Annotated in this window: 14 protein-coding genes; 10 read left to right on the top strand and 4 right to left on the bottom strand. The window is 58.1% G+C overall.

The features are described 5' to 3' along the window. Window positions 1–444 precede the first annotated feature (444 nt). The 9 genes from RLEG4DRAFT_RS64185 (at window position 445) to RLEG4DRAFT_RS64145 (ending at window position 9,071) form a co-directional block, all read left to right on the top strand. Window positions 445–1,236 (top strand): DeoR/GlpR family DNA-binding transcription regulator, encoded by a 792-nt coding sequence (locus tag RLEG4DRAFT_RS64185; RefSeq protein ID WP_037093421.1) that lies wholly within the window; start codon window positions 445–447, stop codon window positions 1,234–1,236. Further along, window positions 1,229–2,188 (top strand): N-acetylglucosamine kinase, encoded by a 960-nt coding sequence (locus RLEG4DRAFT_RS64180; RefSeq protein ID WP_003575410.1) that lies wholly within the window; start codon window positions 1,229–1,231, stop codon window positions 2,186–2,188. Before RLEG4DRAFT_RS64185 ends, RLEG4DRAFT_RS64180 begins: the two co-directional genes overlap by 8 nt. A gap of 31 nt (window positions 2,189–2,219) precedes the next feature. Beyond that, window positions 2,220–3,476 carry an ABC transporter substrate-binding protein gene (locus RLEG4DRAFT_RS64175; protein WP_003575412.1) on the top strand — a complete coding sequence of 419 codons (1,257 nt, stop codon included), beginning with the start codon at window positions 2,220–2,222 and terminating at the stop codon, window positions 3,474–3,476. Beyond that, a complete protein-coding gene (locus RLEG4DRAFT_RS64170; RefSeq protein ID WP_003575414.1) occupies window positions 3,473–4,390 on the top strand; it encodes a carbohydrate ABC transporter permease in 918 nt (305 codons plus the stop codon). Before RLEG4DRAFT_RS64175 ends, RLEG4DRAFT_RS64170 begins: the two co-directional genes overlap by 4 nt. Next, window positions 4,390–5,247 (top strand): carbohydrate ABC transporter permease, encoded by an 858-nt coding sequence (locus tag RLEG4DRAFT_RS64165; protein ID WP_003575416.1) that lies wholly within the window; start codon window positions 4,390–4,392, stop codon window positions 5,245–5,247. The genes RLEG4DRAFT_RS64170 and RLEG4DRAFT_RS64165 overlap by 1 nt, the downstream gene beginning before the upstream one ends. A gap of 11 nt (window positions 5,248–5,258) precedes the next feature. Next, entirely contained in the window at window positions 5,259–6,212 is a 954-nt protein-coding gene (locus RLEG4DRAFT_RS64160) for an SIS domain-containing protein (RefSeq protein ID WP_003575417.1), read from the top strand. 445 nt (window positions 6,213–6,657) lie between these two features. After that, complete coding sequence (locus RLEG4DRAFT_RS64155; protein WP_037093211.1) at window positions 6,658–7,326, top strand: transcriptional regulator; 669 nt, start codon at window positions 6,658–6,660, stop codon at window positions 7,324–7,326. Between the two features lie 128 nt (window positions 7,327–7,454). Next, window positions 7,455–7,964 carry a hypothetical protein gene (locus RLEG4DRAFT_RS64150; RefSeq protein WP_003575421.1) on the top strand — a complete coding sequence of 170 codons (510 nt, stop codon included), beginning with the start codon at window positions 7,455–7,457 and terminating at the stop codon, window positions 7,962–7,964. 588 nt (window positions 7,965–8,552) lie between these two features. Continuing rightward, a complete protein-coding gene (locus tag RLEG4DRAFT_RS64145) occupies window positions 8,553–9,071 on the top strand; it encodes a DUF992 domain-containing protein (RefSeq protein WP_003575423.1) in 519 nt (172 codons plus the stop codon). A gap of 161 nt (window positions 9,072–9,232) precedes the next feature. Here the strand turns inward: RLEG4DRAFT_RS64145 and RLEG4DRAFT_RS64140 are convergent, their stop codons facing one another. Then, window positions 9,233–9,709, bottom strand: a complete 477-nt coding sequence (locus tag RLEG4DRAFT_RS64140; RefSeq protein WP_432416781.1) for a hypothetical protein — start codon at window positions 9,707–9,709, stop codon at window positions 9,233–9,235. 63 nt (window positions 9,710–9,772) lie between these two features. Here RLEG4DRAFT_RS64140 and RLEG4DRAFT_RS64135 point away from each other — a divergent pair, with 63 nt between their 5' ends. Further along, window positions 9,773–10,561 carry a transglutaminase domain-containing protein gene (locus RLEG4DRAFT_RS64135; protein WP_003575425.1) on the top strand — a complete coding sequence of 263 codons (789 nt, stop codon included), beginning with the start codon at window positions 9,773–9,775 and terminating at the stop codon, window positions 10,559–10,561. Window positions 10,562–10,981: 420 nt separating this feature from the next. On the opposite strand, the gene RLEG4DRAFT_RS64130 is transcribed toward RLEG4DRAFT_RS64135, so the two are convergent. The 3 genes from RLEG4DRAFT_RS64130 to RLEG4DRAFT_RS64120 form a co-directional block, all read right to left on the bottom strand. Then, window positions 10,982–11,437: a hypothetical protein gene (locus RLEG4DRAFT_RS64130; protein WP_003575427.1), complete on the bottom strand. Its 456-nt coding sequence runs from the start codon at window positions 11,435–11,437 to the stop codon at window positions 10,982–10,984. 53 nt (window positions 11,438–11,490) lie between these two features. After that, window positions 11,491–11,847, bottom strand: coding sequence for a YidB family protein (locus RLEG4DRAFT_RS64125; RefSeq protein ID WP_003575429.1), 357 nt, complete (start codon window positions 11,845–11,847; stop codon window positions 11,491–11,493). A 264-nt stretch (window positions 11,848–12,111) separates the two neighbouring features. Next, window positions 12,112–12,990, bottom strand: coding sequence for an NAD(P)H-binding protein (locus RLEG4DRAFT_RS64120; RefSeq protein WP_003575431.1), 879 nt, complete (start codon window positions 12,988–12,990; stop codon window positions 12,112–12,114). Between the last annotated feature and the right edge of the window lie 439 nt (window positions 12,991–13,429).

The raw sequence follows: 13,429 nt of genomic DNA, 5'->3' as shown, positions 1-13,429 counted from the left end.
GCCGCTACCAGGTAAAGAGTCTACCACATGCCAAGTTGGCAATAGCGACCTCTGTCAATGTTTGATCGGAATAGCGCTTACGTCCATGCCGATGGTGCTCAGGCCCATGACGAGCGCGTGAAGCCGCTGGTATGGACCATCCAAAGCGGGGCTTTGAGTTCTCCCATGATGGGGTCCTCGTCATCATGCCATCACGGCTATGATTGGGGTTGAAGACCCGGCTGCAAAATAAGCGGCTGATGGGATTTAAACGCTTCCGAGCGTGGCGACGACGATGGTGCGTTAGAAGCTCTATTCGACCAGCCAAGGCTCGGCAGCTGCGTAGGCGGCCTAGCCGCTCCCAGTTAAAGTCTCGCAAAAAATCAAAAAACATCACAATCATGATTGACTTTGATTTTATGGAGTGGAACTGTGATCAAAAGCGGATGCATTCGGGAGCTTTCGTTGAGCCAAGCACCAGGAATGAAAGTGGATCGTCTGGACGCTATTCGCAGCCACCTCTATGCGAACGGCTTTTCGACGATTCAGGCTCTTGCGGACGCAATCGGGGCATCCCTCGCCACCGTTCGAAGGGACCTACAGATCCTCGAACAGGAAGGGGCGATCGATCGTGTTCACGGCGGGGCACGTATCGCCGAAGGGTCCTCGGTCGAGGTCGCGTTCCAGGAGCGGGAAAAACGCCATCTATCGGCGAAGCGGGCCATAGCCACCGTTGCGTACGATTTGCTTCATCCGCATACGGCAATTTTCCTTGATGCGGGAACGACCGTCCTGCAGCTTGCCCGCCTTATCCGCATCAATCCGCTCCCGCTTCGGATTTTCACAAACGGCCTGACGGTAGCCCAGGAATTCCTCAACATCCCAAAATTGGAGGTGGTGCTTCTCGGGGGTCAGCTTCGTAGCGAGAACGCTTCGCTTGTCGGGCCGCAAGCCGAAGCAATGCTCGAAACGATATGGTTCGATCAGCTGTTTCTCGGCGCGAGCGCCATTAGCCCTGACGGTGCTATCTACAGCGTGGACAGCGCAGAAGCGAGTCTCAACCGGTGCATGCTCACCCGATCGGCCAATCGTTTCGTCCTCGCCGACTCGTCCAAGTTCGGCACCATGGCGACATATAAGGTTGCGCCCCTGAACAACGCGAGGGTCATCACCGATGCCGCGTTGACGCGCCATTGGCGCGAGGCGCTTGTCAACCTTGGCGTCGACGCGACGATTGCGGAGCAAAAGGGTGAGTAGCGAACTGATCCTCGGCATTGACGGCGGTGGCAGCAAGGTGTTGGTCGCCCTTGCGGACAGGAATGGCCGGATCCTGCAGACCTCGCGCGGCGGTGGGGTCAATCCGATGGACAATCCGAACTGGCTCCAAGAATTGGAACAGCACCTGGCGCCTTTCCGCGACGAAGCGCGGTTGGCGGCTGTTGCAGCGGCACTGCCCGCCTACGGCGAAGTCGCGCGTCTATCGGAATTGCAAGGAGAGGCAATAAAGCGAACGTTTCCAAACCTTCCCCGGCAGATCCTCAACGATGTGGACGCGGCGCATCTTGGCGCTTTCGCCGGTCAGCCGGGTATTCTGATCCTTTCGGGTACGGGATCGATGTCCTGGGCGCGCAATTCGCAAGGCGCATCCGCTCGAGCCGGCGGATGGGGGGATATCCTTGGCGACGAGGGCAGCAGTCACTGGATCGGGCGGAAGGCTCTGAACCTCGTCACTCAGAGCCTGGATGGACGCACGCCGCCGACGGCGCTGGCCCAGGCTCTGTTCGCGCATCTTGATGTTGACGCTGCAGACCCCATGAACGCTTTGGGGGGCTGGATCAGTTCGCTGACCAATCCCCGGGCGCAGATAGCTGCCCTTTCTACCCTTGTGGACCAGATCGCGCGCGGCGGCGACGACGGCGCGATCGGGCTCATCGATCAGGCCGCGGGCGAACTCGCAAGGCACCACGAGGCGGTTGCTGGGTATTGCGATCCGGACGCTGAGTGGAGTTATGCAGGCGGCACTTTTTCCAGTCAGATCCTGCTTGGCAAACTTGAACAGCGGATCGGCAGACCCCCGGCGTCGCCGAGGCTCCCTCCCATCGGCGGCGCTCTCTTAGTTGCTGCCCAGCTTCTGGATTGGCCACTAGACGAAGGCTGGTTCGGGCAAATCGCGGCCACGGCCAAAGGTGGTGACTGCGCTTCCAAGTGAACTGAGCTCAAGAATAATGAAGGATGGGAACATGTATAAATTCATCTTGCCTTTACTTACTTCGGCGGCCTTCGCGATTGCCGTGCCCGCCCTCGGCGAGGATGCCAAGCCGCTTGCCGGCCAATCGATCACGGTCCTTATGCCGTCGCCGCAAGGGCCGGATATTGCAGCTGACTTCGAAGCCGAGACCGGTATTCACGTCGACCTTCAGACACTTTCCTGGGACGACATCCGCCCCAAACTCGTTACTGCTTTGGTCGCCGGGACCGCTCCGGCAGACGTCACCGAATTCGACTGGTCATGGACCGGGCAATTCAGCGCGGCAGGATGGTACCTGCCGCTGAACGACGTGATTGACACCGACACGATCGCAGATATCGGCGTCGCCAAGATCTTCACCGTCGACGGGAAGCTGCTTGGTATTCCTTACACCAACGACTTCCGCGTCATGCTCGTTAACAGCAAGCATTTCGCCGACGCGGGCGTTGCCGATATGCCGAAAACACTGGACGATCTTGTCGCCGCGGCAAAGAAGATCAAGGAAAAGGGTATTGCCGAGTATCCGATCGGTCTGCCGGTTTCAGCCACTGAAGGCGCTTCGACGAGCTGGTACCTGCTGACCAAGGCCTTTGGTGGCGAGCTTTTCGACAAGGATTTCAATCCGCTATTCACCTCACCGGATTCGGCTGGCTACAAAGCTCTCGCTTTCGAACTGATGCTTCTCAAGGATGGACTCGTCGATCCGGCCTCTACCGGCCTGAAAGACAGCCAGATCAATGAGAGCATGTTTGCCCAGGGCGTCACCAGCATCATGATCTCCGGAGAGCCTGGCAGGCTTGCACAGATGAACGATCCGAAGCAGTCGAAGGTTGCCGGCCAGGTTGAGGCTATCCTCGTGCCGACGGCGAGCGGCCAAACGCGGAGTTTCGGCCTTCCAGAGGCACTAGCCATTCCAAACGTCTCCCCAAATAAGGAGGCAGCGATTGCATTCGTCAAGTGGTTCACCAGCAAGGACTTCCAGAAGAAGAACGCGGCGAACGGGTTTTTGCCAACCCGCACGTCGGCGCTTTCAGAGCTCAACGCGTCGGGAAAGCTGAGTAGCGGCGATGCGCTCGTGGCACAGTCAAAGACGGTCGAGCCGCTCTTCCCGCAGGGCACGCCGCCTTGGTACCCGCAGTTTTCAAGCGGCGTGAATACCGCGATCAATAGCGCTGCCAAGGGTCAGATGAGCGTCGATCAAGCCATGGCGGCGATCGCTGAGGCCGCCAAGCAGGCGATGGCGCAATGACCACCTTCGCGTCCGAGGCTGTGGCGAGCAAGCGTGGCTTCGGTTTCCATGCAGACGCTACACTGGGCTTGCTTCTGGTGTTGCCGATCGTAATGACAATGGCGGCCCTGGTTTTCTACCCGATGGGAAAAACGGTCTGGGACAGCCTACACAGGGTTAACCCGATGCAGGCCGGCACACCCTTTGTCGGCTTGGAAAATTACAGCCGGATGCTATCGGATGGGCAACTGGGGATCTCCTGGATCAATACACTAATATACGTCATTCTCGCAGTTATTGCCGAAACAGTATTCGGCATACTTGCTGCCGCCCTCATTAATCAGATCAGGAGTGGGCGGCAGTGGGTTCTGGCAGCTGTGATCCTGCCATGGGCACTGCCCGGCGTCGTCAATTCGGTCATCTGGCTTTGGATTTATCAGCCAGGCGCGGGCCTTCTGAACGGGATACTTTCAGCGATCGGACTGCCTTTCGAAAACCATGTCTGGTTCAACGACCGGACCAGCGCCATCGTCGCGGTAACTGTGGTCCATGTCTGGCGGATGATGCCATTGACGATCGTCATCGTCCTGGCGGCAATGCAAAGCATACCCGCTCATCTCTACGAGGCCGCGCTTATCGATGGAGCCACACGCGTTCAGATGTTCGCACTGGTTACCCTTCCGCTCGTGCGCAGCGCAATCGCCGTCGCGATGACGAACGCGACCGTCAACGCATTCAATCTTTTCGACGAGGCGTGGGTTCTTGCGGGCGCCAGCCTGGAGACGCGGCCCGTGCTTGTCCAGATCTACCTCGAGACCTTCCAAAACCTTCGCTTCTCCTATGGCATGGCGCTCTCGGTGGTCATCACGCTGGTGTCCTTACTGATCTCGCTCATCTATGTCCTCCGCGTCTATCGCAACACCCGGTTCGACTGATGAAACCCACCCTTGCATACAGAATAATGGTTTGGACCGGCATTGCCGTCCTGCTGATCTGGTCTTTGGGGCCGATCTACTGGACAGTCGCAAGCTCAGTTACGCCAACCGCCGATTTTTCCGTCCGGCCTATCCACTTCTTCCCGCAGCATTTCACGCTGGATCATTATTCTCGGCTGCTCGGTGTCGGTATCGCCCGGATCGGCGGTGTCGAGGTTTTCAAGGAGTTCCGGGCTGCATTGATCAATAGCGTGATCACGTCAGTCGCCGCCACTCTGCTATGCGTCGCGATCTCGGCGCTCGGCGCTTACGCCTTCACAAGGCTTCAGTTTCCCGGCCGAAAAGCGATTTTTATCGCTGTCGTTGCGACGCTCGCGATCCCAGCTTACGCCGTCTTGATCCCGCTCTATCAGATCATGATCAAGCTACACCTCGTCGATAGCTACGTCGGCGTCGCGTTGATTTACGTCTCAGCCTATTTGCCGCTATCGCTGTGGCTGCTTCGAAGCGTATTCGAAGCGCTTCCGATCGCTCTGGAGGAAGCCGCGCAACTCGACGGAGCAGGCCGGCTGTACATCTTCTTCCACATCGTGCTGCCGCTCGCAGGCCCCGGTCTGACGGCAGCCGCAATCCTAACTTTCCTTGGTGCCTGGGGACAGTATCTCGTTCCGCTCATCTTCTCGCCACAGGCGACGAAGCCTTTGACGGTCCTGATCCCGGAATTCGTCACCAAGAATTTTATCGACTATGGCCTGATCACCGCAAGCGGCTCAATCGCGATCGTCATTCCCGCCCTTGTCGTCATTTTCCTCAACCGGTACCTCGTCAGCGGCCTGCTGGCTGGTTCGGTCAAATAACCGGAGACCTCATGAACACGACCGAAAAGGTTATCTTCGAGCAATTTGCCTACTGGCAGAAAGCAATAGGCTCAAATTTGGTCACCGATCCGGCGGAGCTTCTCGTCTTTGTCGGCTGTGGCACCTCCTATAACCTTGCTCTCTCGCTTGCGGCTTATTCGAATATGGCCGGACGCAACGCCATTGCGGCACCCGGTGCTGAGTGGCAGAACCGTCCGCAGGCTTTCTGGCCGGAATGGCGCAATACCCATGTCGTGACGCTTTCCCGTAGCGGTGAGACGACCGAAACAGTTGCCGCGGCAATAGCAAGCCGCGCCGCCGGCGCGTTTGTGACAGCGATAACGGTTGAACCGGAAAGCTCGCTGGCAAAAAACTGTGATCAAATAATCACGGCCGCAACCCACCCCGACGAAGGTATCGTCATGACGGTTTCGGCAAGCCTGATGGTCCTCCTTGGCCTGCAGATGATAGGGCGACAGGTTCCGCCTTCCATCGTCAATTCCGCCCGTCAGCTCGCGATTGCTCTTGATGCCGCGCTGCCTCCAATCCTAGCCGACCGTTCGCATTTCGTGTTCCTTGGTAGCGGTCCTATGTTTGGCGTTGCTCTGGAAGGAGCGCTCAAACTGATGGAAATGAGTCAGATTGTGACACAAGCCTTCCACCCGCTCGAATACCGTCACGGGCCGATTAGCCTGGTCGACGACAAGACGGCTGCGGTGATGCTCTATAGCTCCGATCAGCAAGATGCCGAGATTAAGCTGGTGAACGAGCTGCAAGAAAAAGGTGCCGTTGTCATTGGAGTGGGCGGTCCAGGTGACCTCGAGCTACCCATTGATGTCGACCTGTCGCTCGCAGGGCTCGTCGTTCTTCCGGCGCTGCAAATCCTCGGTGAACGCACCGCTCGGGCCCATGGGATCGATACCGTTTCCCCGCGTCATCTGACAAAGGTTGTGAAGCTCGCTTGACCGTCGAGTGAAAGGAACCGTCAGATCGTTGCCCCAATGTCAAATCGAGGCAGCACGCAGATACGCGCCGCATATTCTTGGGGATTTATGAGCAATGCCTGCGATACGTGCCATGCTTCGGCACGGTGGCGCTGCCGCTAGGGCATGGCGATCAGCCCGTGCGAGCAGGGCGTACCGCGCTGTTGGCTGCACGCGCACGTCGCCGGCCAATCGCTCACAGCTCGCGGATCATGCGCCGGTGATCAGTGGCGAAGTACCCTTGGCTACGCGACTGGCATGGCTGGGCCAGGTTTCCGGCCTCACCAGAGGCGATTTTCGGGCCGCCGGCGGTGGCGAGTATGGGGATGGGTCTAGACCGCCAGCGCGGCAGTTGTTATGGGCAGAGCCTGTTGTGATGCCGCAGGCGTCGCCGAAACATCTCCCCTGACAGCCAAGGCTTCCTGAAGTGAAAAAAGTCCAACGTAGTTTTGCCGTCGAATATAAATCCGGTCGGCGAAAATCCGACCGCAAATCGAACTCGATCTGGGGAGACATAAACCTCAGATCCGTTGCGCAAGACGTGGAAGAGGAGGTCATGCCATTTCTGCCGGTAGGCCATCAGGCCAGCAAACCCGTCGGCGACGTGCCTTTGATTGAAGAAGAACAAGTCAAGGTGTTGTTGACACCGCCGATCGAGCAGCACACAACTGCATCGGCTTTACAGGAGACCAAAATGGCCGATGAAAACGATACGATGACTGATGCCGGCACGCTAGTAGCAGCAGCGCCCGATGTGGCGAAGAAAGTGCGTAAACCTCGCGCCAGGAAGGCGGCGCCTGAAGCGGTCTCAGTCGCGGTTTCGGCGCAACCGGCAGCGGCTTCTAACGCCGCAGAAGGAAAGCAGAAGCGCGGACGTAAGGCGAAGTCCGACGAAGGCCTGATGCGTGCCAAGCGTGCGCCTATCAAACGTGCTCCGAAGACCATGCCGACCGCGGCTGCTGCTTCAACGGTGGCTGTTGATGAGATCTCTGACCTTCTCCAGCTGGAAGAGGAAAACCAAAGATTGCGCAAGCTGCTGGCCGAGAAGCTCCGTGCTGAGAATGCCGATCTGCGGAAGCGGCTCAACCTCGCTTGAGCGGTAGCTTCAGCCCAGCGCGGACCGCATTCTCATTCTTATCGAGATGAACATTCTGGCGGCAGCCATGCTGCCGCCAATGCTTGGCCTCGTCGTCTGCACGCGAGGTAGAATTCGAGGTCGATGAAATGGCGTCTCCATGGAAACTTCTTGCTCGGCTGGTGTCACCGCTACGTCAGCAGAGACAGGAACACGGCCCGACCGATGAGGTGAAGCCGGACGTGTTCGCGATCGCAAAGCCAGCCGAATTGGCCGGCAACAATGGGGTGAATGAGGCGGATCCTCCGGCCGATGAAAAGCCGCCGACTCACGATCAATCCGAGCCCGTGTCAACGGAAGCGAATCATTCCGAAGGAACGGCGAGCACTGTCGGTGGATCGGTAGATATCGAAGCTGCCAAGCCTCTAGCGGCGCCTGATCCGGCCGTCGCCAAAGTCGCAACGCGAAAGCACGGCAGACGTGGCAAGAAAGGGGAAACGGCTGAAGTTGTTACTCCAACCTCTCTACGCGTTGCCACCCTTTCTGACGATGCAATCACCCTTGATGGAGAGATCAAGCTGCTCCGCGACCAACTGGCCAAAAAACTTCAGCTTCAAAACGCACAACTGAAGAGGATGCTCCAGCGGTTCGAACGTTGATCCCGCCTGTCATATCTCTGGCACCTAATCGGACTAATTTATCGAGGATTGCGCCGGACCCCAAGTGGCGTGTCACCGCGCGACCATAAACGCGAGGCTGTCGGACGCAAAGGCGGTCGGTAGCCTTGTCTCCTCGTCCGAGCGTCGCGTGCATCTGATGACTTCGTCCGCTGGCTGCAGGAGAGGTTCTGTTTTCAATCGGACGTCAAATAGACGTCAAATCGTCAAATCTTGACTTGCAGTCAGTCAATAGGTGCTGCGGGCGGTCAACCCGGTCGCTGTCTACTCTCAAGTTCTGGACTATCATTCGCCTTCCAGGAGACTTCGGCATCGAGGGGTGGCGCTGAGATCCTGACAGCCCACCCCGCCGTAACCCTCAGGCTTTCTCAGATTGCCTTTGGAAGCCTGCGGTCGTGCGACGGCTTGAGCCGCGCGGCGTTCTAGTGGTCAATGAGGCGAGCAAGGCCACCCGGCCCAGAGCTGCGGGGCATCTTTCCAAACGCAAGCAGCCTTCGTTCGAAACGGAATGAACGAAGTGCGCATGGACGCGTTATGATCTAGGGCTCGGAGCAACGAGGAAATGATCCAATGAAAAAGTTCTTGATCATGGCGGCGGCCGTTTCGCTTGGAATCGGCCCTGCCGCTACGGCGGCGACCATGCATAAGCAAGCCAAACATCCGGCACCAACAGTCGCCAGCGAGCCAAAGCAGCGCTTGGGAACATTGTCGTGTGAGGTTGCGGGCGGCGCCGGTTTTATTATCGGATCGAGCAAAGCCGTTGACTGCACATTCAAGCAGCGCTCTGGCAAGGTCGAGCGTTACACCGGCAAGATCGGCAAACTTGGCGTCGATATTGGTGTGACAGGCAAGACATATCTGAGCTGGACGGTGGTCAACACCGCGCCAACTCGGGTGGGAGACGGTGCACTCGCCGGAACCTACGTCGGCGCCTCTGCCGCCGCATCAGTGGGCGTAGGGCTTGGCGCAAACGCTCTAGTCGGGGGTAATTCCAAGAACTTCGCGCTGCAGCCCCTCAGTGCCGAAACCGGCACTGGGGTCAATGTTGCGGCGGGCGTCTCCCGCCTTCAGCTCCGTCCGGGCGGTTAATCGCTCTGCGCGAATTGCGGCCACCGGGGCGTAGCTGGTCCTGGCTGCCCTGCGGTAACCGACCGCGGGGCGACAGCTGGCGATGAGGCTTGTTGGCTGAGCGGGCTATATTTCGAAGCAGCGCCGCCACAATGCTGGCGGCGTAACAGGGTGCATTAGCATCAAAGAGTGTTTTTCAAATTGTATGCTGCCCGATCTGCGGAATCTCTATCGGACCGATGGAGGTTGATGATGCGAGCCGCATCCGTGGAGCCTATTCCGTGCTTCTTTGCGAAGTAGGTTACGTCATAAGCATCTGAAACCTTTTTACGGGTTTCCTGCACAGTGAGATTATTTTGGTTCATTGCGTCCCCTGGGAGCAGGTCGTTCGATTGAGCAACGATGGCCGCTTCGTCGTTGTCTGACGAGAGGGACTCTCGTTTTGTCGCTTTTGATCGAAAGCTTTGGGGCGGGTATTGCTGATAGGACTCAAGGTAACCGATATGGAGCGCCCCACTGTCCGACTGGAATTCTTCTTCCCGGCGGTGTTTCTTGTCGATCTCAAAGCCCTGCCGCCGGCGGCACCAGCGAGCGTCGATCTTGGTTAGGCCCGGTGACGAGCTCAAAGACATTGCGCGAGGCGGCGGATCGACCCCCAACCGACCTTGCCGACGAAGTAATAATCAACTCAGTGTGTGCTCGAGAACGTAATGGAGAGACACATGGAAGGCGTGGCTCGCTGGATTCCGCATACCGCAATGACCAATCCAGGTCGCCATGCCAATGCAATCGCGGGGCTTCCGACCGAGATTGGCGCTTTAATCCAAATCATTCAGGGCGTCCTGGTTCATTCCGATTGGTTCAAGGAGTACGGCCTTGACGAGACGAGCCTGAATTCGACGGCGCGAACGACACTGCCGATCGCGGAGCGTTTAGACGACGTCTTTAGACGGGATTCACGACCGCTCAACGTAAAGCGTTCGGCCGACAAGCGTTCTGTCGGAACCTGCCGCTACTACGCGCTGATGCTCTGCTCGCTCCTGCGATGTCGAGGTGTTCCTGCTCGCGTGCGCTGTGGTTTTGCTGCATATTTCTCCGAGGGATGGGAAGATCACTGGGTATGCGAATACTGGGACTCCGGCGCAGAAGAATGGTGCCTGTGCGATCCCCAAATCGATCAGATGCTGCGGCAGAGGAACCAGATCTCATTCGATCCGGCCAAGGTTCCCCGCCAGTCCTTTTTGTCGGCGGGAGAAGCATGGCTTGAATGCCGGCGATCGAAAGCAGCCCCGGGTTCCTTTGGCCATGGAAACACTATCGGTCTGTGGTTCGTGAAAATCAATGTGGTGCGCGACCATTACGTGCTGAACGGTCGTGAGACTTCGAGTTGGGACCGTTGGCGGGAAGCGCCCCCGCCCGTGCGGGCGGTGGGCAGTATTGAATCGGAGTTACTGGACGTCTTGGCCGCAAGCCCGGAGCAACCGCTCGTCGAGATCGCACCAGACTGGTAGATCGATCAAATCCAGAACCCGTTTGGCGCCCTGCAATGACGCCGCCCGGTAAGGAGCAGTCGGTTAGCACTGAATTCCGTAAGGGAGGCTTTTAGCAAGGTCGGCCTCCAACACCTTGGTCGCTTAGCATGGCCGCTCAAGCTTACAATTGCACGTGCCGCTCTGATCAACGCCGCGTTTTCTCGCTACCCAATCCAGTTCTACCGCCGCAGCGTTCTCCGATCGATCGAGACCGCGCGTCGGGCGCCGTGAGCCACCAGACGAGCTGAATACAATACCTGACTGATTGGCCGATCATGCATCAGTCGAGGCAGAAGGAGAGGACCATCAAGCCCAGAACATGACCCATCGCACAAACGAGAAAAGGCCGCTTTCTGAAGGCGGCCTTTCGTGTTTCTAGAGACCGACGGCAGCCGCCAATCAGCCAGCGGCCTTGATGCTCGTGTTGCAGAGGCTCCAATAGCCGCCGCCCTTTTGGATCCACTTCAGATCGCCGAGCGAGCCAGCATCCTTGGCGGCATGATAGGCATCGACGCAGGTGTGAAGGCGGCCCTTCGCAGGCGTCTCACTCGAATATTTCTTGTCGACCGCCTTTGGGAACTTGACGCTTTTCGGCGCCATGGTTGTCGGCTTTGCCGGCTCTTTCTCGGTTGTCTTAGCGACATCGGCCTCGTCCGCCTTATCGTCAGCGGCAGCGTCCGCACCGCAGAACTTGGCGCGGAAATCGTTCCACTTCACGTCTTTGGCGGAGCCGTCGGCCTTCGCCGCCTGATATTTGGTGCTGCATTCCTTCATCGTCAACGCGTGCGCCGGCGACGACAGGACGAAAGCTGCAAGGAGCGAGCCCGCGGCGGGCAGAAGCAGTTTCTTCAACATGGGATAGCCTCGATGTGATGTTGACGGTAGCAGTCTTCACTTCCGCCGTCGTGTCAGGACGTGGACGACGGTAGGATTCCGTTGGAGCTTGTTTGGTCGACGGCTGTTGGAAGATGCTCGGCGAGAAGCTCGGATACTTTGCTGAGATCGATGCCAAACTTGGTGGCGAGAGCCGGCAGTTGTTCGCACGAAAGCGCCGAGCGGTTCTCATCCGCGGTAACTAGCAGATTATCGCCCGTGCCGATCCAGGAAGCCACCTGATGGCCAAGCCCGCTTTGATTGAATTGCGTGAGAATGCCATCGAGGCCGCCGGCATTCTGGAAATCGTCTTCGGCGACAGTCAGAGGGTTGACCGGTCTGCCGTTCAAGACGTCGCTGACGACACCGCCCAAACCATCGAAAAGTCCCATGACATTCCCCTTGGTGCATTCGCCATCTAACACAGATGCTTATACCCGCTGAATGAACCGGCGATGAACAGGTCAAACCGCATCTGATTGAGGCTAGGGTGTCGCTTGCTCGACCTTCGGCTCTTCTGCGACTTGGCGCTGATTATGGTCGATTGGTTCGAACCCGTTCAGGAGCCTACTTAGTTCCTGAGATGTTGCAGGGCGTCTGCACCAATGGTGAACCGTCGTTGCGATCCGCTCGACTGCAGTAGTCTTGGCGCGATATTACTGCGGTGAAAGAAGTGGCCGCAGCGCGTCGATCAGCTCTGTGGTGCCGCGGCGAACCTCGCCGGCGTTCGGTTCGACGTCGACCAAGCCACCCTTGTTCTTGGCATCGTTGGCTTTAATCAGGAGGTCGGCAAGGGTCGCTGGCACGGTCCGCTCGAATATCTCCTTCCATTGCGAGCGAGGGACCGCCCTTGCGTGAATCAACCGGCCCGATAATTGGCTCACCGCAGTTGCAACATCGCTGGCGCTATATCTGCGTGGTCCTTCAGCGTGGATAACCTCCAGGTCATTTCCACTGTCGGGACGCAGCAAGAGATCGGCAGCAATCACGCCGAGATCCTGGGCCGATATCGTTGGTTGCACCATATCGACCGGGTCTTGAAAGGTCATCAATTCGCCGAAGGCAACCGCCCTTGGAATAACGCGACCCCAATTGTGCATATGTTCCGCCGATCGCAGGACAAAGAAGTGGGTATCGATCCGGGTGAGTCGCGCCTCGAGCTCACGGAAAAGGCTGGGCATCCCTATGTCATCGGCGACGTGCGCGCCATAGTCCGAAATGGCTAACACCCGCTTCGGGCGCGCCTGGTCGAGTGTCTTGGCAATGCTTTGGATCGATCGTCGCATATCTCCGGCTGGATCGGCTGCCGTCGGTGACACCGGGATGACGAGTTGAACGGCGTCTACATCGTCAATCACTTGGGCGAGGGAGCGAGGATCCTTCAGATCGGCCAGAGCAATCTCGCAACCAATTTCACGCAGCCGCGCCGCCTTTGCCGCGTCTCGAAGGATTGCCCTGACAGGCTGACCCGCCTTGCGCAACGCCAAGGACGTTGAATAGCCGACCCTTCCGGCGGCTCCGACGATTGCAAACATGCGCTATTCCTTGGTTTGCGTTATTCGAGAATGATGGAATCAAGACAACTTTATCGCACGGAGCCAGCGAGATCTTCATAAAGTCAGTCGGATTTCGGGCGAAGCCGGCTGCCCTCAATCCGTGTATCCACGACCACGGTAGGATGCTGCGCGCATCGAAGGAAGGGATTGGGGGGAAGGAGATGCAGAGCAAGAAGCGTCACGTGCCCAACGTTCGCTAGCGTATCCTGACGTCTGACGCTTCTAATCGCGCCTGTCCGGCTCGCGGTGCCGGAAATGGTTGTGAATATTGAGCCAGCCGATAGGGAAATTGTTTGTGCTTGGCTGTGGTTCAACACGTTGCTTCTCCTTGCAGGGGATTGCGGCTCGTCCACAATAAAGTGGAAGCGTTGCACTGCGCGTCGAGGGCGATCCAGTGGGCTGGCTCCCAGTTTTTTTG

It is taken from the genome of Rhizobium leguminosarum bv. trifolii WSM2297 (assembly GCF_000271845.1).
This window is presented reverse-complemented; position numbering and strand designations above follow the sequence as displayed.

Excerpts from the sequence above, each read along its gene's own strand:
- RLEG4DRAFT_RS64175 (WP_003575412.1), top strand. The coding sequence starts at position 2,220 with ATGTATAAATTCATCTTGCCTTTACTTACTTCGGCGGCCTTCGCGATT.
- RLEG4DRAFT_RS64170 (WP_003575414.1), top strand. The coding sequence starts at position 3,473 with ATGACCACCTTCGCGTCCGAGGCTGTGGCGAGCAAGCGTGGCTTCGGT.
- RLEG4DRAFT_RS64165 (WP_003575416.1), top strand. The coding sequence starts at position 4,390 with ATGAAACCCACCCTTGCATACAGAATAATGGTTTGGACCGGCATTGCC.
- RLEG4DRAFT_RS64160 (WP_003575417.1), top strand. The coding sequence starts at position 5,259 with ATGAACACGACCGAAAAGGTTATCTTCGAGCAATTTGCCTACTGGCAG.
- RLEG4DRAFT_RS64150 (WP_003575421.1), top strand. The coding sequence starts at position 7,455 with ATGGCGTCTCCATGGAAACTTCTTGCTCGGCTGGTGTCACCGCTACGT.
- RLEG4DRAFT_RS64145 (WP_003575423.1), top strand. The coding sequence starts at position 8,553 with ATGAAAAAGTTCTTGATCATGGCGGCGGCCGTTTCGCTTGGAATCGGC.
- RLEG4DRAFT_RS64135 (WP_003575425.1), top strand. The coding sequence starts at position 9,773 with ATGGAAGGCGTGGCTCGCTGGATTCCGCATACCGCAATGACCAATCCA.
- RLEG4DRAFT_RS64130 (WP_003575427.1), bottom strand. The coding sequence starts at position 11,437 with ATGTTGAAGAAACTGCTTCTGCCCGCCGCGGGCTCGCTCCTTGCAGCT.
- RLEG4DRAFT_RS64125 (WP_003575429.1), bottom strand. The coding sequence starts at position 11,847 with ATGGGACTTTTCGATGGTTTGGGCGGTGTCGTCAGCGACGTCTTGAAC.
- RLEG4DRAFT_RS64120 (WP_003575431.1), bottom strand. The coding sequence starts at position 12,990 with ATGTTTGCAATCGTCGGAGCCGCCGGAAGGGTCGGCTATTCAACGTCC.